This is a genomic window from Novosphingobium sp. Sphag1I (assembly GCF_056279125.1).
The window spans coordinates 107,215-129,445 of the sequence record NZ_JBWBQS010000009.1; the positions used below are offsets into that span (position 1 = coordinate 107,215).

Sequence of the window (22,231 nt, forward strand, 5' to 3'; positions counted from 1 at the left end):
CCCAGCCAGTGCTGGCTAGAACATCCTTCACCACAATCGAAAAGGGTCACACGATGAAGCAGGCAAGGGCATGGAGTCTGGCGGGCGCGGCATTGGTCGCGCTGCTGGTGCCGCAAATGGCGATGGCCGACCCGGTTACCGTTTCCAGTACCAAGGACGGCGATCTGTTGCCGGTCAAGGTTGACGCCGATGCCGGCAAGATCCTGATTACCCTGCCCAAAGCCGATGCCGACGGCACGATGGGCCGCTTCCTCTATTCGACCGCCATCCGCAGCGGGCTTGGTTCCGCGCCAATCCGCATTGACCGCGGCATGCTTGGCCCGACGCAGATTCTTGCCTTCCGCCGCATCGGCAAAAAGGTGGCCGTGGTTTACGAAAACCCCCGTTTCCGCGCCACGGGCGAAGCCGCAGTCCAGAACGGCGCCAAGACCAGCTTTCCCTTCAGCACCATCGCCATGCTCGATGTGGTTTCATCCGACGCCAAAGGCACGGTGGTCGATATCAGCCCCTTCCTGACCCGCGACACGATGCGCCTTGCCGATGCGTTGAATCAGGAAGCCAAGGGGTTCCGCCTGTCGGATAATCTCTCCGCCGCCGACCCGACTTCGGTCAAGGTGTTCCCCGACAACATCGAAATGGACGCGGTTCAGACCTTCACCTCGGAAACGCCGGGCCGCGAAGTGGGCAATATTGCCGCCGACGGACGCCAGATCAGCTTTACGATTCGCCATTCGTTGATCCGCCTGCCCGGCCCCGGATTTAACGTCCGCAAATTCGACATTCGTTCGGGCAGCCACGGTTCGCAGGTCTATGACTTTGGCACCCCTCTGGGCGAAGATGTGCAATATCAGCTCGCCAACCATTTCCGCCTCGACAAGGTCGATCCCAATGCGGCCAAGTCGAAGGTGAAGAAGCCGATTGTCTTCTATATCGACAATGCCGCCCCCGAACCGATCCGCGGCGCTTTGGCCAAGGGCGTGGCGTGGTGGAATCAGGCGTTCGAGAGCGCAGGCTATATTGACGCGTTTCAGGTCAAAACCCTGACCCCCGATATCGATCCGCAGGACGCGCGCTATTCCATCGTCAATTGGGGCGACCGCCTGACGCGCAGCTGGTCCTATGGCGGAGGCATCATCGACCCGCGCACGGGCGAAATCATCAAGGGCAATGTCGTGCTGGGCGCGCTGCGCGTGCGACAGGACATGCAGATTTTCGAAGCGCTGGTCGGGGCGGCGCAGGACAACACCGGCACCGGCAATGATCCGGTCAAGGTCTCGCTTGACCGCATCAGCCAGTTGGGCGCGCATGAGGTGGGCCACGCCATCGGATTTGTTCACAATTTCGCCGGATCGACCCAGGGGCGCACCTCGGTCATGGATTACCCCGGTCCGCTGATCGGGCTGAAGGGTGGTAAGATCGACCTGTCCGACGCCTATGCCAAGGGCATCGGATCGTGGGACAAATTCACCGTGCAATGGCTCTATGGCCAGCCCAAGCCGGGGGTGGACGCGGACAAATGGGCCTTTGCTCTGGCCGACGCGGAATTTGCCAAGGGCACGCGTTACATGACCGACATTGACGGTCGCGCCGACGATGGCCCCGCCCCGCATGACAGCATGTGGGACAATGGCGAGGACAAGCCTGCTGAACTGGCCCATATGTTGGCCGTGCGCCGCGTGGCGTTGAACAATTTTGGCCCCGGCGTTCTGCGCAAGGGTGAGGCTTTGTCGGACCTGCGCCGCAAATTCGTGCCGGTCTGGCTCTTGGCCCGTTATGAAGTGGCGGCCACCGGCAAGTGGGTAGGGGGCGTCGATTATGCCTATGCCGTGGCGGGCGACGCCAACAAACCCGCCCTGCCCGTCGCCGCCGCCAAGCAGCGTGCTGCTCTGGCCGCCATGCTCAAGACGCTGTCGCCTGCGGAACTGACCGTGCCGGACAATCTGGTGGGCTGGCTGTCGTCGGGCGTGAACGGGCGCAATGACGCGCAATTCGACACCGAAGTGTTCAACAATGCGGGCGCGGCGGCCTTTGACCCGCTGGTCGCCACCGATGTTGCGGCACAGGTTACGCTCGACAGCCTGCTGGCCCCCACGCGCCTGACCCGCGTCTATATTCAGCAGGCGCGCGATACGGGGCAATTGGGCCTTGGCGAAATGATCGACGCGATCGGCGCGGCAACATGGGAGCATAATGCCACCCCGGTGGAACGCCGCATTGCGCTGCGCGCGCTGCTGTCCGTGGCAAAGGCGCGGCGTGATACGGCCACCCCGGTCGATGTCGCGGCTGTCTTGCAGGAAAAGCTCGATTTGGCTGCGGCCAAACTTGCCGAAGGCTCGGGCTGGGGCAAAACCGTGGCGGCGCTGCTCAAGAATGGCGCGGCGCTGGAAACGGAAATCGGCAAAATGGGCCGCAAGGAGCCCGTCATCCCGCCGGGTATGCCGATCGGTGGCGACACCGGCTGGTTCGACAATTAACCGCTGACCGCCGCTTCGCCCGCGAGGCGGCACAGATCATCAGCCTTCCGGCGCCGCGCCTCATCATCGGGCGCGGCGTCGAGAAGCGGCAGAAAAGCCGCCATGTCCGCGATCAGATCGACGCCCACCCGCGACAGGTCGGGCACGGACAATCCCTTCAAATCATTGGGCTCAAATTTATTGAGGCCCCCGCCATAGACCCGCCCATGCAGGCGCGAGGCCGCCCGCACAGACGGGCTGTTCAGGCAAAGCACCAGCGCCTGATGCAGCAGCGGATCATCCGAAAAGGGATAGATGCCGTGGAAACAGGTGAGGCTGCTCCACCCCGCGGCATTATGGATGAAACGCAGATCCCCGCGCGCAAAGACCGCGCCCCAGATAGGCGCGACCGGCCGCTGCTCCATCCCATACCACGGGCTGCGATGGGCCAGGATATAGCGGGACGGCAACCCCTGCGCCGCCCCTTGGGCGACATAGGCGGCCTCCGCCGGGGTCAATGGATCGGAAAGGTTGAGCAGAAGCCCATCCCCATTCCCGCGCCAAATCAGCCCCCGCACCATCGTCGCCCGCCCGACACAGGGCAGGCAGCGCGCCGGATCGATCCCCAATTCCGCAAGCCTGTCCGCAGAGAGCAGGAAAAATTCATTCGCCCCCGTCGCGATCCCCCGCCGAAACCGCGCCAATTGCGACAGAGGCACAAAGCCGGGGCGATCCTCGCGCCTCTGCCCGCGCAGCAAAGGCTCCCATTTCGCCTCCTTGGCCAAAGTGGCGCGGGGCAGATCGACCCGATTGCCGCCCGCTTCCAATTCCTCCATCGAGGCGGGCCAATCGCCCTCTCCCTGCCAATTCCATCCGTTGATCATGCGCCTTTCTCCAGCAGGAGGATCGAAGCCGTGGTCAGCGCATCGTCAAACACCGGCCCGCCGGAAAACATCACCACCTGTTGCAATCCCCCCGCGCCCAGCAGGAATTGCTTCAACCCACGCGCGAAATTGGCATTCATCCATTCGCCTGGAATCAGGAAGGCTCCTCGTCCGCCGGGACGCAATTGGCACGCCGCCTTGACCACGAAATCGACATAAAGATTGGCCGATTTTGGAATGACAAAGCCCGCCCGCGCGCTGATCGCGGCCCGCAGATCGGCGTGATCGCGCAATTCGCGGTGGCGGATATAGGGCGGGTTCATCACCACACCATCGACCATTTCCCAATCCGCGCTCAGAAAATCCGCATGCCGCACATCGGCCCCGCCCGCATCGGCATGGCGCAGGATCGCCTCGTCCCGTTCATAGGCGATGACCCGCGCCGCCGGACAACGCGCCTGCGCCGCCCGCGTCAACACGCCCGCCCCCATTGCCGGATCAAGGATCAGCGCCGGATCAGCCCCCGCCACCCAATCGGCCATCAAGGCGGCCAATCGCGGAGGTGTAAAGAATTGTCCCAAAGCCTTGCGATGTTGCGGCAAAGCCTGCGCCGCATAGTCAGCCTCGGCCCGGCCATCAGGGATCAGGGCCGCCATCAATCCGGCCCGACAAGTTCCTCCACCCAGGCCGGAACGATCTCTCCCGCCGGGCCGAGCCGCGTTTCATGGAACCATGCCGAACCCTGGCTGCGTTCCAGATTGAGTTCGAGGCAATGCGCGCCCATTTCCCGCGCCAGACGGACAAAACCCGCCGCCGGATAGACCGCACCCGATGTGCCGATCGACACAAAGATATCGCATTGACGCAGCGCATCGTGGATCTCGTCCATGCGATAGGGCATTTCGCCGAACCACACGATGTCGGGGCGCAAGGCGGGGCTGCCGCAGGACGGGCACGCGGGGCGATGAATCAAGCCGTCCGTCCACCCCATCCGTGTGTCGCAATCGGTGCACCACACCGAAAGATGTTCACCATGCATATGGATCAGGTTTTTCGACCCGGCCCGGTCGTGCAGATCATCGACATTCTGCGTCACCAGCGTCACATGGCCATGGTCCCATTCCCGCTCCAACCGGGCCAGAGCATAATGGGCCGCATTGGGCGCCTTGGTCTGGATCGCGGCGCGGCGCATGTCATAGAAACGATGGACCAGATCGGGATCGCGCTCAAACGCTTCGGGCGTGGCGACATCTTCGACGCGGTGCTGTTCCCACAATCCGCCGCCATCACGAAATGTGTCTATGCCGCTTTCCGCGCTGCATCCTGCCCCGGTCAGGATCACGATATTGCCAGTCAAATCCATGACATCCCTATGCCGTAAAGCGGGCGCAACGCCAAGCCAAAGGCTCAGCCCCAAAATACTGGGCCCCAAAAAAACTCTGCCCATCGCGGATGACGCACCGCACAACGACATATTGCAACGCAGCAAAGATTTGTAACGAAACGGCCATTCAACAGATAGGCGGCGAAAACAGATTGTTGAGGCAACCAATTTCCGAATCATGGATTTAGGAGTTACCATGCCTTCCTCAAACCCCATGCGTCGCCACGCCCAGCGCGCGACCACCACACACCGCCCGCTCCGTCATCGCCCTATTGCGGCCGAAAAACGCACCACCCCCACCAATCAGCGCAACGAATTTCGCGGCCGCTTTGAACTGGTCGCCTTTTGCTTGGCGCTCCTGGTATTTATGATAGCCATCGGGCGGCCCGAATGGTTTGAATTGCGGCCCGCCACAGGCTCGTCGGTGGCCATGTATAACGCATCGCAAACCGCAGCCCCCAAAACCCCAGGGAACTGATCCAGCCTATGATCGTCCACACACCGCATACCCTTCGCAGCATTGCCCGCGCGATCAAGACGCCTTTGGTATTGCTCTTTATCTGGGACGTGATCGTCACGATCACCTATTATGTGGTGCCCTTTCCGGCTCCCGGCCTGCCGCTGACCCTGTTCGGCAGCGTTCTGGCGCTGATTTTGGGTTTCCGCTCCACATCGGCCTATCAACGCTGGTGGGAAGGGCGCGGGCTGTGGGGCCTGATGATCAACGCAAGCCGCAACCTGGCGCGCGCATCGCGCAATTTCATGACCGGCGCGCAAGGGCAATCCATGGCCCGCGCCATCGTTTTGCGCCAGATCGCCTATGTCAACGCGCTGAACCATCAGTTGCGCCGCGTCCCGATGACCAGCGACAGCCTGCCCTATATTCCAACCGCCGAGGCGGAAGTGGCGCTGGGCCGGACCAACACGGCCAATGCGCTGTTGGACGCCACCGGCGCGCAGGTGGCGCAGGCCCGTGAACAAGGCATCATCGATACGATTCAGCAGACCCAGATCGAACAGATTCTGGTCGATATCGCCAATTCACAAGGCGGGATGGAGCGGTTGAAGAACACGCCCCTGCCGTCACAATTCCGGCTGTTTCCCACCTATTTTACGCATCTGTTCTGTGTCCTGCTGCCCTTCGGTCTGGTCGAGGCGCTTGGCCCGGCAACCCCGCTGGGTTCGACCGTGGCGGGCATGATGTTCATGGCGGTGCTGGCCATTGGCGATGATCTGGTCGATCCGTTTGCCAATACGCGCCACGACCTGCCGCTGGACACGATGTGCCGGACCATCGAAATCGACCTGCTGCAAGGGCTGGGTGAAAGCGCGCCGAGCGCAATCACCGTCGATGAGGATGGCGTGCTCTGGTAAATGCGATTTGGGTGATTGCGATTTGTGCGGGCCTCGCCCATGAAGCCCGCCGAAAGGAATTACCCCATGACCAGACTGGGAATTATCGGCAGCGGCGGACGCATGGGTCGCGCCATTGCCCAAGCCATCACGGATGCGGGCCACGAACTGGCCGGCGGCGTGGATCGGGACGAGGATGTCTCGCCACTGGTGGCGGCGTCCGATGTGCTGATCGACTTCTCCTCGCCCGCCGCGCTCGAAGGCAATCTGGATGCGGCGGTTGCCGCTGGCGTCCCCATCCTTGTCGGCACCACCGGGCTTGAGGAACGCCACCACTGGCTGCTGGATCAGGCCGCCGACAAAATCCCCGTCCTGCAAACCGGCAACACGTCGCTGGGCGTCAACATGCTGGCCTTCCTTGTCGAGGAAGCGGCCAAGCGCCTTGGCGAGGACTGGGACATCGAGATCGTCGAAACCCACCACCGGATGAAGGTCGACGCCCCCTCCGGCACCGCCCTCCTGCTGGGCGAAGCGGCGGCGCGGGGACGCGAAGTGGGCCTGTCGAACGTCGCCGTACGCGGGCGCGATGGCATCACCGGCGCGCGCGAATCCGGCACCATCGGTTTCGCAGCTCTGCGCGGGGGCAGCGTGGCGGGAGATCACACGGTCCACTTCCTCGCCGATAACGAACGTCTGTCGCTCAGCCATATTGCCGAAAATCGCGGCATCTTTGCACGCGGGGCGGTCAAGGGCGCGCTCTGGCTCGTGGGCAAGCCTGCGGGGCGGTATGGGATGCGGGAAGTTTTGGGGCTTTGATTTAAATGCCTCCGGCGGGCCAAGGGACTCGTCCCTTGGCAATCCCGGTACTGTCGGCGTTGCGTTGACGCTTCAACGGAATGTATCGAACGCAATGTTTGAATATTAAAGCCTGCGGCGCTTTTGGCCCAAGTTCGCCGCGCCGCAGGCTTTACCTCATCAACCATCCACCTCCCCATAACGGGATTGCAAAGGGCCCCCGCCCTTTGCCCGCCGGAGGCACCTCTTGCCCCCCGCCCCTATCCAAGCCATACCCGCCCTCATGAAATCCGCCGACATCTTCGAATTCTACCGCCGCCTTGCCGAGGCCAACCCGGACCCGCAGACGGAACTGGAGTTCGGCAACACGTATCAACTGCTGGTCGCCGTCACGCTGTCAGCGCAAGCGACCGATGTCGGCGTCAACAAGGCGACGCGGGCGCTGTTCGAAATCGTCAAGACGCCGCAGGACATGCTCGATCTGGGCGAGGATGGCCTCAAGGATCACATCAAGACGATCGGCCTGTTCAACTCCAAGGCCAAGAATGTGATGGCCATGGCCGAAATCCTCGTGCGCGAGCATGGGGGCGAAGTGCCGGCCGACCGCGACGAACTGGTCAAACTGCCCGGCGTGGGGCGCAAGACGGCCAATGTGGTGCTCAACTGCGCCTTTGGGGCCGAGACCTTTGCGGTCGACACCCATATCTTCCGCGTGGGCAACCGTACCGGCCTGGCCAAAGGCAAGAACGTGGATGCGGTCGAGCGCAGCTTGGAAAAGAAAACGCCCAAGCCGTTCCGCGTGGGGGCGCATCACTGGCTGATCCTGCACGGGCGCTATATCTGCAAGGCGCGGGGGCCGGAATGCTGGCGCTGTCCGGTGGAGGATCTGTGCAAGTTCAAGGATAAGGTTTTGGAGAAGAAGGGGAAGAAGTAAGTGATGCGAGGGATTGTTTTCGTGAGCCGATTTGTCGAGACAAATCGGTTGGCCCCTCGCGCTCTCGTTACTGCCTTCGTTGCGCCACGGGTTCGCCGTTAAGTGTCGGACGCGCCCTTCAAATGATAAAGCCTGCGCCGCAGGCTTTCAATCATCATCCAAACCTATCCGGCCCCCATTATCGGGATTGCAAAGGGCCCTCGCCCTTTGCCCGCCGAAGGCGAAAACCCCTTACTGGTTCGGGTCCAAATGCAACCCCTTGCGCCCATGCTCAACCGTATCATGCGGCGCCTCGGCCAAGGGCGCATCAGGGTCGAGCGGCGGCTGCAACATGCCTTCGGCGCGGCATACGACGGCGGTGGCGACGGCATTGCCGAACACGCTGGTCGCCGAACGGCCCATGTCGAGGAATGTGTCGATGCCCAGCAAGAGCGCCACGCCTTCGACCGGCACATGGAACTGGTTGAGCGTGGCGGCGATGACGACGAGGCTGGCGCGCGGCACGCCCGCAATGCCCTTGGACGAGACCATCAGCGTCAGGAGCATCAAAACCTGCTGTTCCAGGCTCAGATGGATGCCGTAAGCCTGTGCGATGAAGAGCGAGGCGAAGCTGGTGTACATCATCGACCCGTCGAGGTTGAACGCATAGCCCAGCGGCAACACGAAACCCGACACACGGCGCGGCACGCCAAAGCGGTCCAGCGCCTCGAACATACGCGGCAGCGAAGCATCGCTGGTCGCGGTCGAGAAGGTGATCAGCACCGGTTCGCGCACATAGCGCATCAGCAGGAAAATCTTCTTGCCCAGGAACAACGCGCCCGCAGCAATCAGGATCAGCCACAATATGCCAAGCCCGGCGTAGAACTCACCCGCCAGCACGCCATAGGTGACGATGATGCCCAGACCCTTTTGCGCCACGATCGAGGCGGCGGCACCAAACACCGCGATGGGCGAAACCGCCATCACATAGCCGGTGACCTGCAGCATCATCTGCACCACCGCTTCGGCGAATTCGACGACGATTTTGCCCTTTTCACCAATCGCGCTGAGCGCCACGCCGCAGAACACCGAGAAAAGCAGGATCTGAAGCACATTGTTGGTGGCCATCGCCTCCAGCGCACTGGTCGGAAAGATTTCCAGCACGAAGTGACGGACGGTCAATTCCTTGGTCGCCAGATCGACGCCCGCACTGGCCACCGCATTGACGCCCACGCCCGGTTGCCACCAATTGACCAGCACCATGCCCAGCAGCAGCGAGATAAAGCTGGCCGAGAGGAACCATGCCATCGCCTTGGCCCCGATACGGCCCAGCGCGGTGGAATCGCCCATGCCCGCAATGCCGGTGATGATCGTCGATGCGATCAAGGGCGCGATGATCATCTTGATCAGATGCAGGAAAACATCGGGCAAAAGCTTGAGATAATCAGCCCATGCCGCCAGCAAAGGATCAGCCGGATCATAGGACGAATGCAGGACATAGCCCAAGCCTATGCCCAAAATCAGGCCCAGAATCAGGAATTGCGTCAGACGCTGGCGCATCTTGGAAAATCTCCGAAAATAAAACTCGCGGCTAGCAACCCCCGCGCGCGCGGGCAATTGCGCCGGATAGCGTATCAGGCGCGTTTCAGTCCGGCCCGCGTGATGCGGGCATAGATGCGGGTCAGCGCTTCCAGATCGGGAATCGCGACCGCCTCGTCCTTCTTATGCATCGTGGCGTTGCACAGGCCAAATTCGATGACCGGCGCCAGAGCTTTGAGGAAGCGGGCATCCGACGTCCCGCCGCTGGTCGAAATTTCGGTTTCAAGGCCGGTTTCAGCGCGGATCGCATCGACCACCATCGCCGAAAATTCACCCGGAGGCGTCAGGAACGCCTCGCCCGAAATGACGGGACGAACGCTGGCGCCATGCTTTTGTCCAATCTCGCGCACCATTTGCGACAGGCTTTCGCCCGTGTGCAGATCGTTGAAACGGATGGAAATGCGCGCGCTGGCTTTTTGCGGGATCACATTGGTGGCCGGATTTCCGCAGGCGATGTCCGTCACTTCCAGATTGCTGGGCTGGAACCAGTCGGTGCCATTGTCCAGCGTGATCGCCTTCAATTCCGAAAGCATCGCCACCAATCGCGTGATCGGATTATCGGCCAGATGCGGATAGGCGACGTGGCCCTGTTGACCCTCGACCTCGATCCACATGTTGACGCTGCCCCGGCGGCCGACCTTGATCATGTCGCCAAGCCGGTGAACGCTGGTGGGTTCGCCCACAAGGATCAGGTCCGGCTTGATGCCTTGGGCGCGCATATGGTCGATGAGTTTCACCGTGCCATAGGTCGCCGCGCCTTCTTCATCGCCGGTGATGATCAGGCTGATCGTGCCTTCGTCCTGCGCAATATCGTGCAAGGCGGCGATAAAGGCGGCCACCGAACCCTTCATATCCACCGCGCCGCGTCCATAGAGCAATTCCCCACGCCGTTCGGGGGCGAAGGGGGCGGTGCTCCACCCCTCACCCGGCGGAACGACATCGACATGGCCGGCATAGGCGAAATGGCGGCTGCCCTCTGGCCCCTTGCGCAGGGCAAAGAGGTTTTCGACCGGGCCGTCGGGCGCCTCGCCCACGACCTGACGAAAGATGTCAAAGCCCAGCGGGGTCAGCATTTCTTCGAGGCAGTCGAAAACCAGCCCCGTCGCAGGCGTCACGCTGGGGCAGGCAATCAGCGCCTCGGCCAATTCGGTCACACCGGCGCCGGGCCGGACCAACTCGCTCTTCACCATGTCATTCATAGCCAATCGCCTAGCAAATGCGCCGCCAAGGGCAAGCGGAGTTTGGGCCATTCGTCTTGCTTGCCGTGCTGGGATTGCGCTCGTAAGCTTGACCCTTGCCGCGCATGGCGATGGGGGCCAATTGACACGATGACGATCAACTGGCTGGAATTTGCGCTTGCCGTGCTGGTGATCGAACTGACACCGGGGCCGAATATGGCATGGCTCGCCGCGCTCAGCCTGGCCGAAGGTCGTCGGGCCGGATGGGTGGCGACGGCGGGCATTGGCATTGGCCTTGCGCTCAATGCGATGCTGGCCGCGCTGGGCTTGGTCGAATTGCTGAGCGCACGACCGGGGCTGCAATCGGGGCTGCGATGGGCCGGGGTGGTGCTGATGCTCTATCTGGCGGTACAGGCGTGGCGCGATTCGGACATGGGCGGATCGGATGTGCAAAGCGGCGGCATCGCGCGCCATTTTGCCTCTGGCCTGTTGGTCAATCTGTTCAACCCCAAGGCCTTGCTGTTCTTTGTCGTGGTGGTGCCGCCTTTTCTGGGCGGGGGGGCGCCCACCCTGCCCCAGGCCATGGGCTTTGCCGCGATCAGCGTGGGGCTGGCCACCGCGGTCCATCTGGCCATTGTTGCGGGCGGGGCCAGAGCGCATGGCCTGATCAACAACCCGCGACGGATGGTCAAGGTCCGGCGCGTGATGGCGCTGATCATGCTGGGCGTGGCGCTCTGGCTCGCCAGCGGCGCTTTAACCTAGCGCCTTGTCCAGCTCCTTGGCCAGACGCAGCCCGCCCTGAAGCAGGCGCTGGCTGACAATGGGCAGGTCTTTTGCGATGGCTTCGTCGCTGATGGTGACATCCTTGGAGGTCTTTTCCTCGGCATTGACGACATGGCCGAAGGCCTGCGGATAGACTGTGTCATGCGCGATCTGCCAGCTTTCCTGCGCCCAATCGGCAATCCCGCCAGTCGCGATCTGATCCTTTTCCGCCGCGCTATAGGCACGGATCGCGGGCAGTTTGCCAGCCTTCTGGGCGCGGATGACAAGGAAATTGTCCCACATCCAATGCAGGTTCAGCGTACCCGGCTTGGGGTTTACAACCGTGGGCGGCGTGGTGTTGATGATATAGGGTTCACCGGGCAGATTGGTGACGATCACCCCATTGCCGCCCGCATCATGGGCATGTTCGGCGGCGTGCAGCGGTTGGTGCAAGTCACCCAGGATATGGCTCAGGAAGGCCAGAGCTTCGAGGCGCTGGGCCGCGGGCAGCTTTTTATCGGCCAGAATGCGTTCAAAGCGGGTGATCTGATAGGTGGCGCATTGGCCGCCGCTGCACTGGGCCTTCATGTCGAAAGCGGGCGCGGTGATGTCACCATCATGATAGTGCCAGGGGAACGTATGGCCCCAACGCCAGCTTTCACTGCGCAGGCAGTCGGGCCAAGTCGCCGCATCGCCCAGTGAATGGACCGGACATTGCGTCGTGCCCAGCCCGGCCTGCGCCTTGAGCAGAGCAGCAATCGCCGCCTTGGTCTTGGGGCTGACATTGGCCAGCGCGATGTTGGCGATCGTGCGGTGGCCCAGATCGCCCCATGCCATCGCGGGCGAAGACGCCGCCAGACCGATTGCGGCCACACCAGCGGCCAGAAGCTTCAAACTTTTGCGAAACATGGGGTAAGCGACCTCTTCAGGAGAAACTTACCCCAATGTTAGCGTCGGTTTGTGACAGGCGTAAAGCTTAAAGCTCGGCGTCGGCCAGAACAGCGGCGCGCACCTCGGCAATGCCAAGGCCGGTTTCGCTGCTGGTGATCATCACTTCGGGGAAAGCGGCCGAATGTTTGCGCGCCTCGGCCATGACCTTGGCATGGACATCGGTCAATTCGCTGGCCTTGACCTTGTCCGCCTTGGTCAGGATCAGGCGATAGCCCACCGCCGCCCCGTCAAGCATTTCCATCATTTCCAGATCGGGCGGCTTCACGCCATGCCGGCTGTCGATCAGCACCAGCGCGCGCTTCAACACCACGCGCCCGCGCAGGAAATCGCGCACCAGCTTCTTCCACTGCTCCACCACCTTGGGCGGGGCCTTGGCAAAGCCATAGCCGGGCATGTCGACCAGACGGAAATCGGGAATTTCGCCCAGCGTTCCACCCACGTCGAAAAAGTTCAACTCCTGCGTGCGCCCCGGCGTGACCGAGGTGCGCGCCAGAGACTTGCGCCCCGTAATGGCGTTGAGCAGCGAGCTTTTGCCCACGTTCGACCGTCCCGAAAAGGCGATTTCAGGCACCACCGGATCGGGCAGGAATTTCAGCGCAGGGGCCGAAAGCAAAAAGTCGATGCGCCCGGAAAAAACCTTCCGGGCGCGCTCGATCAATTCCAGTTTTTCTTCTTCGTTCACTTTTTCTTATGCGCCGCCGCTTCGACGATGGCGCGCTCCTTATCGACATTCTTCTTCAAGTCAGGATGCCGTGCGTACAGATACTTCTGCTGAGCAATGGTCAGAAGGTTCGAGGTGATCCAGTAAACCAGCAGGCCCGAAGCAAAGGGTGCCATGATGAACATCATCATCCACGGCATGATGCCCATCACCTGCTGCTGTGCAGGATCGGGAGCGGCCGGTTGCAGCTTGAACTGAAGCCACATGGTGATGCCCAGAATGACCGCCAGCACGCCGATCGCCAAAAAGCTGGGCGGATCAAACGGCAGCAGGCCGAACAGGTTGAGGATATGCTTGGGATCGGGCGCGGAAAGGTCGGTGATCCAAAGAGCGAAAGGCTGGTGACGCATGTCGATCGACACCATCAGCACCTTGTACAGCGCAAAGAACACCGGGATCTGAAGGAAGATCGGCAGACAGCCCGCCAGCGGGTTCACACCCTCTTCCTTATAGAGCTTGAGCGTCTCTTCCTGCAGCTTGGCCTTGTCGTCCTTATAGCGTTCCTGCAGCGCCTTCATCTTGGGCTGGATCGCCTTCATGGCGGCCATGCTGGCAAACTGACGCTGGGCGACGGGGAACATGATACCGCGCACGATGCCGGTCAGCAGGATGATGGCGACGCCAAAATTGCCCACAAATTTGAACAGCGAACGCAGCAGCCAGAAGATCGGCTTTTCAAACCAGCGGAACCAGCCCCAGTCGATGGCAAGGCTGAAACGGGTCACGCCCTGCGCTTCATACTTGTCCAGCAGCAGGCTTTCCTTGGCGCCCGCAAACAGACGCGTGGCGCGACCGGCGGTCTGACCCGGCGCAACAACCTGCGGCTGATAGATAAGGTCGGCGCGGAAAAGCTGGTTGCCAAGGCTGCGATAATCGCCCGTCGCAGGGGCCGCATCAGGCACCAGCACGCTCATCCAGTAAATGTCGGTAAAGCCGATCCAGTTGGTCTTGCCTTCCGGGTTGACCTGACCCTTTTCGGCAACATCCTTGTAATTGACGCCAAAGTTCACCGCTTCATCATAGGCGCCGAACGGGCCGGAATGAATGTTCCACGAATCGACGCTGGCGGTCTTTTCGGTGCGGCGAATGAGGCCAAAGGGCTGCACGCTCACCGGCGCGGGGCCGGCGTTCTGCACGGCCTGCTTGGCGGTGATCATGTAATCATCGTCAATGGCAAAGGTGATGGTAAAGGTCTGGCCCGTGGTGTTGGCCCAGCTCAAGGTCACAGGCGTCTGCGGCGTCAGCTTGGCGCCAGCAGGCGCGGTCCACACGGTGCTGCCATTGGGCGTCGCCACGCCCTGACCCACCCAGCCCAATTGAGCAAAGTGTTCAGCAGGCGTACCGGCGGGGCTGAACAGGCGCACCGGGGCGCTGTCCTTGTCCACGGTCTGCTTGTGACGGTTGAGCGAAAGGTCATCGACCACCGCGCCGACCAGATTGATCGAGCCCGACAAGCCCGGCGCTTCGACCTTTACGCGGCCACCGGCATTCAGATCGGCATTGAGCGCCTTGGCCTCAATCGCCTGATCCACAACGCTGCCCAGACCGCCTTCGCGGGTCGGCTTCGCGCTGGCCGCAGGCGTGGGCGACGCGCTGGCGGCGACCGGCTTCTTGCCCATATCAGGGTAAAAATAGCGCAGGCCCGCATCCCAGCCGAACAACAACAGCCCGGTCAGAAGCATGGCAATAATCAGATTGCGCTGGTTACTCACGCGTGTTTCCCCAATGGATATGTCAAAATTACTGGTTCAGGGCACCGGATCATAGCCGTGCCCGCCCCAAGGATGGCAGCGCAATAGACGCTTCACCGTCAACCATCCACCCTTAATCGCGCCATGTTTTTGCAAGGCTTCGATCGCATAGGCCGAGCAGGATGGCGAATAGCGGCAGGTGGGCGGCATCATCGCGGATGGTCCCCATTGCCACAGGCGGGCTATGAAGATCAGCACATATTTCACGCGGCAGGCTTCCGGGGGCCTTTGCCGCGGCCAAAGGGTTTTCCGCCCTTGGGACCGCGGGGTGCATCGCCCTTGCCCGATCTGGCGCGATCCAGCGCGACCAGCAATTCCTTGCGCAACAAGGCAAAATCGCGCTCCACTCCGCCCTCGCGACCGATCAGAACATGGTCATGCCCCGCCAATCCATGTTCAGGCAGAAGTTCGCGCACCAAGGCACGAAAGCGGCGCTTCATCCGGTTGCGGACGACGGCATTGCCGATCTTTTTCGTGACCGTGATGCCAAAGCGCAAACCCGCGCCATCATTGGGCCGGGCCAGCAGGACAAAGCCGGGCCGCGCCACGCGCAAACCCTTATTCGCCGCCAGAAAATCGGAACGTTTGGTCAGAACGCGCAGCTTGGCAAGCACGGCGCCTATCTCAGGCAACGCGATGCCTTCAGGCAACGCGATTCCTTCAGGCAACGCACAAGGGGCCGAAGGCAAGGCCTCCGACCCCTTTGCACTATCTGTCACGATGTTTTCGCCTGCCACCGAATCAGCCCCGGCAATCAAGCGAACCGGCCCGGCGCGGGGATTGCTCCCCACCGGGCCAGATCATCAGGCCGACAGATTCTTGCGACCGCGCGCACGGCGGGCACGCAGCACCTTGCGGCCACCAACCGTGGCGGTGCGGGCGCGGAAGCCGTGACGACGGGCGCGGACAAGCCGGCTGGGCTGGAAAGTGCGCTTCATGGTCTAAACCCTCAAAATATGCTCGGCGCTGTGCAGCGCGGATAAAACGGTCCACCCCACCGATCCCGATGAGGCGTGAAGCGGCGCCAGTATGGGAAGTGCGCCCCTGAGTCAAGGGATTCGCGTTGTGTCCCATCATGACATTTCCGCCCCGGCGCTTTTCCCCTCGACAAGCCTGTCTTTACGCACAAATACTTGATCAGGGAAAGTCACATGGGGGTTCATAGCATGGTCGCGCTGGTCCAGACAGTCGCCTATCTGGGGCTTGAAGCGCGCGCGGTCGAGGTGCAGTGCCAATTGGCCCCCGGTCTGCCCGGCTTTACGGTCGTCGGCCTGCCTGACAAGGCGGTCAATGAAAGCCGTCAGCGGGTTCAGGCCGCGCTGACCGCGATGGGCCTGGCGCTGCCGCCCAAGCGGATCACGATCAATATGTCGCCCGCCGACCTGCCCAAGGAAGGGTCGCATTACGACCTGCCCATTGCCTTGGCGCTGCTGGCCGCGATGGGGGTGACGGATGGCGAGCAATTGGGCGATTTCCTCGCCGTTGGGGAATTGTCGCTGGATGGGCGGATCGCCGCCTCGCCCGGCGTGCTGCTGGCCGCGCTCCACGCCAGCGAGCGGGAATTGGGACTGATCTGTCCGGCAGCGCAAGGTGCCGAAGCCAGTTGGGCCGCCGGTGTCCCCGTCATCGCCCCGCCCGATCTGGCCAGCCTTCTGGCCCACCTTAAAGGCACGCAGGCCCTTTCGCCCCCCGCCCCCGGCCAAAGCACGCCAAGCGTGCCGGGCCCCGATCTGCGACAGGTCAAAGGGCAGGAGACCGCACGCCGAGCGCTGGAAATCGCAGCCGCGGGTGGACACAATCTGCTGATGGTCGGACCACCGGGAGCGGGCAAATCGCTGATGGCGGCCTGTTTGCCCGGCATCCTGCCCGACCTGACCCCGGCCGAGGCGCTGGAGGTTTCGATGATCGCCTCGGTCGCCGGAACGTTGGAAGGAGGGCGCATCAGCCGCGCCCGCCCCTTCCGCAGCCCGCACCATTCCGCCAGCATGGCCGCCATGACCGGCGGCGGATTGCGCGTCCGTCCGGGCGAGGTTTCGATGGCGCATCTGGGCGTCCTCTTTCTTGACGAACTGCCCGAATTTCAACGCGCCGTCCTCGATTCGCTGCGTCAACCGCTGGAAAGCGGCGAGGTGACCGTGGCCCGCGCCAATGCGCATGTAACCTTTCCCGCGCGGGTGCAATTGATAGCGGCGATGAACCCATGCCGTTGCGGCCATCTGGGCGATCCGGGGCTGGCCTGTTCACGCGCGCCGCGATGTGCGGGGGATTATCAAAGCAAGGTTTCCGGGCCGCTGCTGGACCGCATAGACCTGCATGTCGAGGTGGAGGCGGTGCGTGCCATCGATCTGGCGCAGGCATCCGTGGCCGAGAGCAGCGCGCAGGTCGCCGCGCGGGTCCATTCGGCGCGCCAGCGGCAAACCGCGCGCCTGAAAGGAACCATGATGCGCAGCAATGCCGATCTGGACGGCGAAACGCTGGACCGCTTTGCCACGCCCGACAGCGATGGCATGAAATTGCTGATCCGCGCCGCCGAAGCGATGAACCTGACGGCGCGCGGATACACACGCATTCGTCGTGTTGCGCGCACCATTGCCGATCTGGCGGGGGCGGAAACCGTGTCGCGCGCCCATGTCGCCGAGGCGCTTTCCTATCGCCGCCAACCGCCACGGGCTTAGGTCGGGATTAAAGCTTGGTTATATGTGATTTCACTATTGGAAGCGGTTGCAACGCCAGATATCCCAGATTAATAGCGGATTAACGTCGCCAAATTGGGGAAAGTCAGCAAACATATGAAACCATTTGGTTTAATTCGCTGCCTCATGTTGCCACATGCCCCGAATCGTCGCAAAGTGCGGCGGACCGACAGTCACCAATATATTGGTAATTGCGTGCATTGCGGCGCGCCTATCAAACGGATCAAACGTGACAAGTGGGGACGCGATTGGGCGCGTACATTCGGACTTGGCGGCAAAAGCCATGCGCCGGACACACCGCTGGACGATGAGATTTGATCAAGGCGCGGCTGGCGCCGGGGCTACTCGGCGCACGCTGATGACCTTGACCGGTTGGGCCAGCATCTGACCTTTCATAAAGCCTTCGCCCGCATCCGGATCGATGGGTTGATCCCAGATCTGGCGCACGACATCCATGCCCGACACCACATGGCCAAAGGCGGCATAGCCCGCCTGCCCCTCTGGATCGGTGGATTGCGGGTTGGCGTCCAGCCCTTCGATATCGGACAACAGGATCGAAAAGTCCCCGGTTGCCGTGCCCGGCGCCAGACGCGCCAGCGAAATCGCACCCGCCTTGTGCAGCACGCCGGTCTGGCTGGTCGGCTCATGGGCGATGGGCGGGAAAGTCTTGCGCGGATCACCCCGCACGCCCGCCTGAATCAGGCCATTGGGCTGTTCACCCCATTTGAGATGCATCGCCCGGTAAAACACGATCCCGTCAAAGCGCTTATTATCGACATAGCGCATGAAATTGGCCGTGCTGATCGGCGCGTGTTTGCCATCCAGTTCCAGCGTGATCGTGCCAAGTTCCGTGACCATCGCCACAGTTTCAGTGTCATGCAAAGGCTGGGGCGGCACTTCCTTGACCACCGCGGGCTTTGGCGGGGCCTTGCGCACGGGGGCGGCATAGGCTGGCGTGGCGATCAGGGCGGCGGCAAGGGCGAATCGGAACAGCATGGGCGCAGGTTAAAGGGGGATAGATGCGAGGGTCTAGACCCTCGCGCTCCCTTTACTGTCTTTGTTGCGCATGAAGTTCAGCGTTTTATGCCCGACCCAACGTTCGAATTTTAAAGCCTACGGCGCCCATCCAAGCGCCCCATCCGCGCCCCAGGCTATCAATCCAATGGGCATGGCACCAAGCTCATAGCCCGCCCCCCATAAAGGGATTGCAAAGGGCCCCCGCCCTTTGCCCGCCGGCGGCAAAACCTTACAACAACCCCCGCGCCTTCAAATCCGCCTCCAACGCCTCTGCGCCATCAACGAAATGATGCACATGCCAACCCAGCGCGCGGGCGGCGGCAATATTGTCGGCATTGTCGTCGATGAAGAACATCTCTTCGGGCGCATGGCCAAAACGCCGCGCGGCCAGTTCAAAGATCGCCGCATCGGGCTTGATCATGCGTTCGTGCCCCGACACCACGATATCGCGGAAATGGTCAAGCACCGGGAACGTCGGCCGGAACATCGTCCATGCATCCACGCCGAAATTGGTAATCGAATAGAGCGGCACCCCCCGCGCATCCAGCGCCCTCACAATATCATGCGTACCATCAATCGGCCCCGGCACGCATTCCAGCCAGCGCGGCGCATAAAGTTCGATCAGCTCACGCTCTTGGGGATATTGCGCCGACAGTTCGGCAATCATCTGGGCAAAGGGTACGCCCGCGTCATGCTGGGCATGCCATTCCTCGCTCACCACCTCGCGCAGGAACCATTCGAGGCGATCGGCATCCTCGATCAGCTTTTCATAAAGCCCCGCGATTCGCCATTTCACCAGAACGCGGCCGATATCGAACACCACCACATGGGGCTGCTTGTCGCTCATTCCATTCCTCCGATTCGCGTGCCCGATTCGCATTGCTGCAACCATCCGGGCGTCCAGACGCAGCAAGCCCGCCATCGCGCTGGGCGGTGGCGGGCTTGCAAGCTTACCCGTGGAAGGCGGGGCAAAACCCCAGCCAACCGCGCATCAATTAGCCCTGACGAGCCTTGAAACGCTTTTGGGTCTTGTTGATGACATAGGTGCGGCCGCGACGACGGATCACGCGGTTATCCCGGTGACGGTCCTTCAGCGACTTGAGGCTGTTACGAATCTTCATGACAAATCCCTTTGCCCGAACCGACCGGGCCGAAAATTGAACCGCGCCGATAGGCTGCGCTTGTGGCAAAGTCAACCTTCGCCGCGAATTTCCGTCAGCTTACGCTCCCAGGCGACGGCATGACCGACAATAAGGTCAAGATCAGCATATTGCGGCACCCATGGCACGGTGGCCTTGATACGCGCATTGTCCGAAATCAGCGAATCGGGGTCGCCCGCACGGCGCGAACCCAACACCCGGTTGATCTTCATATTGGTCACCCGGTCGACCGCATCCAGAACATCCAGCACCGAAAACCCGCGCCCATAGCCCGCATTCATGGTCAACGAGCGCTCCGGCTGCTCTATCAACGCCTCCAGCGCCAGAACATGCGCATTGGCCAGATCCGAGACATGGATATAGTCGCGTACGCCCGTACCGTCAGGCGTGTCAAAATCGGTGCCGAACACGCCCACGCTCTCCCTCTTGCCCAGCGCCGCCTCGACCGCCACCTTGATCAGATGGGTCGCGCCCGCCGTGCTTTGCCCGGTGCGCCCCTTGGGGTCCGCCCCCGCCACATTGAAATAACGCAGCGCGCAATAGTTGATCGGATGGGCCGCCGCCACGTCCTTGAGCATGATTTCGGTCATCAGCTTGGACATGCCATAGGGATTGATCGGATTTTTCGGCGTATCCTCATTCACCGCCGCCACGTCGGGAATGCCATAGGTGGCCGCGGTCGAGCTGAAGATGAAATGTTTGACCCCACCCTTAACCGCCGCCTCGATCAGGGCGCGGCTTTTGGCAGTGTTATTGTGATAATATTTCAGAGGGTTTTCCACCGATTCGGGCACAACGACCGAACCGGCAAAATGCATGATCGCGCCAATTTTCTGCTCATCAATAATGCGGGCCATCAAACCCGCATCCTCAATATCGCCCTGATAAAAGGGAACGCCATCGGGCACCGCGAAACGAAAACCGGTGACCAGATTGTCGATAACAACGACATCCCACCCCGCATCTTTCAGCGCGAGTACCGCATGGCTGCCAATATAACCCGCCCCGCCAGTGACAAGAACGGGAAGTTTGCTGATCTTTGCGTCTGTCATGAATGATGTCTCTAGCACGATCATATGGAGAGTAGATGAAATTCTACGCCATTTTCATCGGAAATCTCTGGCAAAAATGGACATGGGTCGCGTCGGGGTTCATCAACGCGCAATCTGCGATAGCCTAGCCTCTGGCCCAAGGGGCACAGGTTCAATCGCAATTGCTGCACGCCGAATTGCTACAAAGGTCGCACCATCCATGAAGCCGATCCATTCCGGAAAATTTCCTGCTGTCCTGCTTGCTGTCACAGCTCTTGTCTGTGCGGCCAACCCCGCCATGGCCCAACCCGGTTGGGGCGGCATGGGCGGATATGGCGGCTGGGGCGGTTACGGTGGCGGGTTTGGCGGCGCATCGCGATTGCAAACCCCGCGCGATGATCGCGAAGGCCGGATCGATTCGGAACGGTTTCTGGCCGATGGCGCAATCCCGCAACTGGGCCACGGGCGAATCACCTTGCGCACGATGCCCGGCACCACCGCGTCCGACCGCGAACAGGCGACATTCGAGGCCGCCGTCGTCGATCAACTGGCCAAGGCCGGTTATGACACGACCGGCCCCGATGGTGACGGCGGACAGATCGTGGAAATCACCGTGATCCGCGACCAGCTTGAAGCCGCCGAGGAAAAACGCAGCCCCATTTCGGGCAGCGCGACCATGGGCGTGTCCAATCGCGGATCGATGATGGGCCTTGCCCTTGCCTATGACGGGACAAAGCCGCGCGGCGCGCTGATCATGACCAATATGGAAATCCGCATCCGCGACCGCGCCTCGGGCAAGGCGCTTTATGAAGCCCGCGCCCGCATCGCCACGCGTGAAGGCACCAAGGCGGCCAGCGATGATGCCGTTTCGGTCCGCCTCGCCGGGGCGCTGTTTGAACGCTTCCCCTCGTCATCAATCGCGGCGCGCTGATATAGGTACTTGCATCGGGCCACACATGGGGCCACCACCGGCCTCATGATGCGCCTTTTCAAGACTCTTGGCCCCCTGATGCTGGTATCGACCGGACTGCTTTCGGGATGCGCGGTTCCGGTCGGCCCGGTGGAGGTTTCACGCTTTCACGTCGCCGATGTTTCGCCCCTTGGGCGCGGCACAATTGCGGTTGTTCCGGGCGCCGGCGCCGATGGCGCCAGCCTGGAATGGCAATCCTATCAAACCGCCGTCGAAAGTCAGTTGACCGGGCTTGGCTATACGATTGTCCCCGCCGACAGCGCGGGCCAGATCGCCGCGATCCGGTTGGTACGCAGCACGTTTGACCCGTCCGCCGGACGCAGCCCTGTGGGCGTCAGTGTGGGTGCTGCTGGCAGCAATTACGGCACCGCAGGCGGCATTGGCATCACCATCCCCATCCGCACCGGATCAAGCCAGCGCACCGCCACCGATTTGATCGCCGTGATCCGCGACCGCGCCACGGACAAGGCCCTGTGGGAAGGCCGCGCCAGCTTTACCGTTTCCAGCACATCGCCTCTGGCCCAGACCCAACTGGCCGCGCCCAAACTGGCGCAGGCGCTGTTTTCCGGATTTCCCGGCCAATCGGGCGAAACCGTCCGCGTTCCCTAGAGTATAG

General features: G+C 61.9%; 23 protein-coding genes. 8 read left to right on the plus strand and 15 right to left on the minus strand.

Annotation, left to right across the window (positions count from 1 at the left end; all coding sequences use genetic code 11):
• The first annotated feature begins 8 nt into the window (after nucleotides 1-8).
• Nucleotides 9-2,474, plus strand: coding sequence for a zinc-dependent metalloprotease (locus ACZ9HU_RS12195; RefSeq protein WP_476105279.1), 2,466 nt, complete (start codon nucleotides 9-11; stop codon nucleotides 2,472-2,474).
• On the opposite strand, the gene ACZ9HU_RS12200 is transcribed toward ACZ9HU_RS12195, so the two are convergent.
• The 3 genes from ACZ9HU_RS12200 to ACZ9HU_RS12210 are packed head-to-tail and all read right to left on the minus strand — an operon-like array spanning nucleotide 2,471 to nucleotide 4,700.
• Entirely contained in the window at nucleotides 2,471-3,337 is an 867-nt protein-coding gene (locus tag ACZ9HU_RS12200; RefSeq protein WP_476105281.1) for a hypothetical protein, read from the minus strand. The genes ACZ9HU_RS12195 and ACZ9HU_RS12200 overlap by 4 nt on opposite strands.
• Entirely contained in the window at nucleotides 3,334-3,993 is a 660-nt protein-coding gene (locus ACZ9HU_RS12205) for an N-6 DNA methylase (protein WP_476105282.1), read from the minus strand. The genes ACZ9HU_RS12200 and ACZ9HU_RS12205 overlap by 4 nt, the downstream gene beginning before the upstream one ends.
• A complete protein-coding gene (locus tag ACZ9HU_RS12210) occupies nucleotides 3,993-4,700 on the minus strand; it encodes an NAD-dependent deacylase (protein WP_476105284.1) in 708 nt (235 codons plus the stop codon). The genes ACZ9HU_RS12205 and ACZ9HU_RS12210 overlap by 1 nt, the downstream gene beginning before the upstream one ends.
• A 507-nt stretch (nucleotides 4,701-5,207) precedes the next feature.
• Here ACZ9HU_RS12210 and ACZ9HU_RS12215 point away from each other — a divergent pair.
• From ACZ9HU_RS12215 to nth, 3 genes are all read left to right on the plus strand, one after another.
• Nucleotides 5,208-6,095: a bestrophin family protein gene (locus ACZ9HU_RS12215; protein ID WP_476105286.1), complete on the plus strand. Its 888-nt coding sequence runs from the start codon at nucleotides 5,208-5,210 to the stop codon at nucleotides 6,093-6,095.
• Between the two features lie 66 nt (nucleotides 6,096-6,161).
• Complete coding sequence (dapB, locus tag ACZ9HU_RS12220; protein ID WP_476105287.1) at nucleotides 6,162-6,890, plus strand: 4-hydroxy-tetrahydrodipicolinate reductase; 729 nt, start codon at nucleotides 6,162-6,164, stop codon at nucleotides 6,888-6,890.
• 262 nt (nucleotides 6,891-7,152) lie between these two features.
• Nucleotides 7,153-7,803, plus strand: a complete 651-nt coding sequence (nth, locus tag ACZ9HU_RS12225) for an endonuclease III (protein ID WP_476105289.1) — start codon at nucleotides 7,153-7,155, stop codon at nucleotides 7,801-7,803.
• A gap of 231 nt (nucleotides 7,804-8,034) precedes the next feature.
• Here the strand turns inward: nth and ACZ9HU_RS12230 are convergent, their stop codons facing one another.
• Both ACZ9HU_RS12230 and dapE read right to left on the minus strand, forming a co-directional pair.
• A complete protein-coding gene (locus tag ACZ9HU_RS12230; protein ID WP_476105291.1) occupies nucleotides 8,035-9,342 on the minus strand; it encodes a dicarboxylate/amino acid:cation symporter in 1,308 nt (435 codons plus the stop codon).
• A gap of 74 nt (nucleotides 9,343-9,416) precedes the next feature.
• A complete protein-coding gene (dapE, locus tag ACZ9HU_RS12235) occupies nucleotides 9,417-10,580 on the minus strand; it encodes a succinyl-diaminopimelate desuccinylase (protein WP_476105293.1) in 1,164 nt (387 codons plus the stop codon).
• A 129-nt stretch (nucleotides 10,581-10,709) separates the two neighbouring features.
• On the opposite strand from dapE, the gene ACZ9HU_RS12240 reads away from it, so the two are divergent.
• Nucleotides 10,710-11,321 (plus strand): LysE family translocator, encoded by a 612-nt coding sequence (locus ACZ9HU_RS12240; RefSeq protein WP_476105295.1) that lies wholly within the window; start codon nucleotides 10,710-10,712, stop codon nucleotides 11,319-11,321.
• Here the strand turns inward: ACZ9HU_RS12240 and ACZ9HU_RS12245 are convergent.
• The 6 genes from ACZ9HU_RS12245 to rpmH all read right to left on the minus strand — a co-directional run bounded on the left by ACZ9HU_RS12245 (nucleotide 11,313) and on the right by rpmH (nucleotide 15,682).
• Entirely contained in the window at nucleotides 11,313-12,230 is a 918-nt protein-coding gene (locus ACZ9HU_RS12245) for a S1/P1 nuclease (protein WP_476105296.1), read from the minus strand. The two genes, ACZ9HU_RS12240 and ACZ9HU_RS12245, sit on opposite strands and share 9 nt — an antisense overlap.
• Before the next feature lie 67 nt (nucleotides 12,231-12,297).
• Nucleotides 12,298-12,954 (minus strand): ribosome biogenesis GTP-binding protein YihA/YsxC, encoded by a 657-nt coding sequence (gene yihA, locus ACZ9HU_RS12250; protein ID WP_476105298.1) that lies wholly within the window; start codon nucleotides 12,952-12,954, stop codon nucleotides 12,298-12,300.
• Nucleotides 12,951-14,705, minus strand: coding sequence for a membrane protein insertase YidC (yidC, locus tag ACZ9HU_RS12255; protein ID WP_476105300.1), 1,755 nt, complete (start codon nucleotides 14,703-14,705; stop codon nucleotides 12,951-12,953). The genes yihA and yidC overlap by 4 nt, the downstream gene beginning before the upstream one ends.
• A 36-nt stretch (nucleotides 14,706-14,741) precedes the next feature.
• Entirely contained in the window at nucleotides 14,742-14,951 is a 210-nt protein-coding gene (yidD, locus tag ACZ9HU_RS12260; RefSeq protein ID WP_168605015.1) for a membrane protein insertion efficiency factor YidD, read from the minus strand.
• The gene (gene rnpA / locus ACZ9HU_RS12265; protein ID WP_476105302.1) at nucleotides 14,948-15,358 is read right to left on the minus strand and encodes a ribonuclease P protein component; all 411 of its coding nucleotides are present in this window, start codon (nucleotides 15,356-15,358) and stop codon (nucleotides 14,948-14,950) included. Before rnpA ends, yidD begins: the two co-directional genes overlap by 4 nt.
• A gap of 189 nt (nucleotides 15,359-15,547) precedes the next feature.
• Nucleotides 15,548-15,682 carry a 50S ribosomal protein L34 gene (gene rpmH / locus ACZ9HU_RS12270; protein WP_018075531.1) on the minus strand — a complete coding sequence of 45 codons (135 nt, stop codon included), beginning with the start codon at nucleotides 15,680-15,682 and terminating at the stop codon, nucleotides 15,548-15,550.
• Nucleotides 15,683-15,910: 228 nt separating this feature from the next.
• On the opposite strand from rpmH, the gene ACZ9HU_RS12275 reads away from it, so the two are divergent.
• Nucleotides 15,911-17,419 (plus strand): YifB family Mg chelatase-like AAA ATPase, encoded by a 1,509-nt coding sequence (locus tag ACZ9HU_RS12275; RefSeq protein ID WP_476105437.1) that lies wholly within the window; start codon nucleotides 15,911-15,913, stop codon nucleotides 17,417-17,419.
• 336 nt (nucleotides 17,420-17,755) lie between these two features.
• On the opposite strand, the gene ACZ9HU_RS12280 is transcribed toward ACZ9HU_RS12275, so the two are convergent.
• The 4 genes from ACZ9HU_RS12280 to galE form a co-directional block, all read right to left on the minus strand.
• Entirely contained in the window at nucleotides 17,756-18,433 is a 678-nt protein-coding gene (locus tag ACZ9HU_RS12280; protein ID WP_476105304.1) for a peptidylprolyl isomerase, read from the minus strand.
• Nucleotides 18,434-18,683: 250 nt separating this feature from the next.
• Nucleotides 18,684-19,301: an HAD family hydrolase gene (locus tag ACZ9HU_RS12285; protein WP_476105306.1), complete on the minus strand. Its 618-nt coding sequence runs from the start codon at nucleotides 19,299-19,301 to the stop codon at nucleotides 18,684-18,686.
• A 148-nt stretch (nucleotides 19,302-19,449) separates the two neighbouring features.
• Complete coding sequence (gene ykgO / locus ACZ9HU_RS12290) at nucleotides 19,450-19,575, minus strand: type B 50S ribosomal protein L36 (protein WP_054122357.1); 126 nt, start codon at nucleotides 19,573-19,575, stop codon at nucleotides 19,450-19,452.
• A gap of 71 nt (nucleotides 19,576-19,646) precedes the next feature.
• The gene (gene galE, locus ACZ9HU_RS12295) at nucleotides 19,647-20,666 is read right to left on the minus strand and encodes a UDP-glucose 4-epimerase GalE (protein WP_476105307.1); all 1,020 of its coding nucleotides are present in this window, start codon (nucleotides 20,664-20,666) and stop codon (nucleotides 19,647-19,649) included.
• A 277-nt stretch (nucleotides 20,667-20,943) separates the two neighbouring features.
• Between galE and ACZ9HU_RS12300 the strand changes: the two genes are divergently transcribed.
• Together ACZ9HU_RS12300 and ACZ9HU_RS12305 are read left to right on the plus strand one after the other, a co-directional pair.
• A complete protein-coding gene (locus ACZ9HU_RS12300; RefSeq protein WP_476105309.1) occupies nucleotides 20,944-21,576 on the plus strand; it encodes a DUF4136 domain-containing protein in 633 nt (210 codons plus the stop codon).
• Between the two features lie 45 nt (nucleotides 21,577-21,621).
• Complete coding sequence (locus ACZ9HU_RS12305; protein WP_476105310.1) at nucleotides 21,622-22,224, plus strand: DUF4136 domain-containing protein; 603 nt, start codon at nucleotides 21,622-21,624, stop codon at nucleotides 22,222-22,224.
• Nucleotides 22,225-22,231 lie beyond the last annotated feature (7 nt).

Bases quoted from the DNA above. Each gene is read 5' to 3' on its own strand.
- ykgO (WP_054122357.1), bottom strand. From the start codon at position 19,575: ATGAAGATTCGTAACAGCCTCAAGTCGCTGAAGGACCGTCACCGGGAT.
- ACZ9HU_RS12280 (WP_476105304.1), bottom strand. From the start codon at position 18,433: ATGCTGTTCCGATTCGCCCTTGCCGCCGCCCTGATCGCCACGCCAGCC.
- dapE (WP_476105293.1), bottom strand. From the start codon at position 10,580: ATGAATGACATGGTGAAGAGCGAGTTGGTCCGGCCCGGCGCCGGTGTG.
- dapB (WP_476105287.1), top strand. From the start codon at position 6,162: ATGACCAGACTGGGAATTATCGGCAGCGGCGGACGCATGGGTCGCGCC.
- ACZ9HU_RS12275 (WP_476105437.1), top strand. From the start codon at position 15,911: ATGGTCGCGCTGGTCCAGACAGTCGCCTATCTGGGGCTTGAAGCGCGC.
- ACZ9HU_RS12200 (WP_476105281.1), bottom strand. From the start codon at position 3,337: ATGATCAACGGATGGAATTGGCAGGGAGAGGGCGATTGGCCCGCCTCG.
- rpmH (WP_018075531.1), bottom strand. From the start codon at position 15,682: ATGAAGCGCACTTTCCAGCCCAGCCGGCTTGTCCGCGCCCGTCGTCAC.
- ACZ9HU_RS12245 (WP_476105296.1), bottom strand. From the start codon at position 12,230: ATGTTTCGCAAAAGTTTGAAGCTTCTGGCCGCTGGTGTGGCCGCAATC.
- ACZ9HU_RS12240 (WP_476105295.1), top strand. From the start codon at position 10,710: ATGACGATCAACTGGCTGGAATTTGCGCTTGCCGTGCTGGTGATCGAA.
- ACZ9HU_RS12215 (WP_476105286.1), top strand. From the start codon at position 5,208: ATGATCGTCCACACACCGCATACCCTTCGCAGCATTGCCCGCGCGATC.
- ACZ9HU_RS12210 (WP_476105284.1), bottom strand. From the start codon at position 4,700: ATGGATTTGACTGGCAATATCGTGATCCTGACCGGGGCAGGATGCAGC.
- ACZ9HU_RS12205 (WP_476105282.1), bottom strand. From the start codon at position 3,993: ATGGCGGCCCTGATCCCTGATGGCCGGGCCGAGGCTGACTATGCGGCG.
- ACZ9HU_RS12305 (WP_476105310.1), top strand. From the start codon at position 21,622: ATGATGCGCCTTTTCAAGACTCTTGGCCCCCTGATGCTGGTATCGACC.
- ACZ9HU_RS12230 (WP_476105291.1), bottom strand. From the start codon at position 9,342: ATGCGCCAGCGTCTGACGCAATTCCTGATTCTGGGCCTGATTTTGGGC.
- ACZ9HU_RS12300 (WP_476105309.1), top strand. From the start codon at position 20,944: ATGGCCCAACCCGGTTGGGGCGGCATGGGCGGATATGGCGGCTGGGGC.
- galE (WP_476105307.1), bottom strand. From the start codon at position 20,666: ATGACAGACGCAAAGATCAGCAAACTTCCCGTTCTTGTCACTGGCGGG.
- ACZ9HU_RS12285 (WP_476105306.1), bottom strand. From the start codon at position 19,301: ATGAGCGACAAGCAGCCCCATGTGGTGGTGTTCGATATCGGCCGCGTT.
- nth (WP_476105289.1), top strand. From the start codon at position 7,153: ATGAAATCCGCCGACATCTTCGAATTCTACCGCCGCCTTGCCGAGGCC.